Origin of the sequence: Kocuria cellulosilytica (assembly GCF_040981245.1) — a bacterium.
In the GTDB taxonomy this organism is placed as follows: Bacteria; Actinomycetota; Actinomycetes; order Actinomycetales; family Micrococcaceae; genus Kocuria; species Kocuria cellulosilytica.
The window spans coordinates 1-602 of sequence record NZ_JAVFWZ010000075.1; the positions used below are offsets into that span (position 1 = coordinate 1).

Consider the following 602-nt stretch of genomic DNA (forward strand, 5'->3'; position numbering starts at 1 on the left):
AGAGGTCGCCGTTGGGCCCGCCCGCGGTGCCCGCCTCGCCCTGGCCGGAGAGGCGGATGCGGTTGCCGGTGGAGACCCCGGCGGGGATCTTCACGGTCAGGGGGCGGCGGTCGCGCACGCGGCCCTCGCCGTAGCACTCGTGGCAGGGGTGCTTGATGACGGTCCCGAAGCCCTGGCAGGTGGCGCAGGGGGCCGCCGTGACCACGGTGCCGAGGATCGACTGGACCTGGCGCTGGACCTGCCCGGCGCCGTGGCAGACCTCGCAGGTCTCCGGGCGGGTGCCCTCCTGGCAGCACGTGCCGTCGCAGGTGGGGCAGACCACGGCGGTGTCCACGGTGATCTTCTTCTCGGTGCCGAAGACGGCGTCCTTGAGGGACACCCGCACGTTGATGAGCGCGTCCTGCCCCTGGCGGGTGCGGGAGGCGGGCCCGCGGCGGCCCGACCCGGACCCGCCGGCGCCCTGGAAGAAGGTGTCGAAGATGTCCTGGAAGCCGAAGCCCGTGCCGGGGAAGCCGCCGCCGAAGCCGGTGTCGGTGCCGTTCTCGTTGCCGGTGGCGTCGTAGACGCGCCGCTTCTCGGGGTCGGCGAGGACGTCGTTGGCG

Annotated in this window: 1 protein-coding gene; it reads right to left on the minus strand. The window is 73.9% G+C overall.

Annotated elements, in window-relative coordinates; translation table 11 throughout:
• Positions 1–602 (minus strand): DnaJ C-terminal domain-containing protein (locus tag RCG67_RS17060; protein ID WP_368827989.1); only part of this gene is annotated, 602 nt, incomplete at both ends.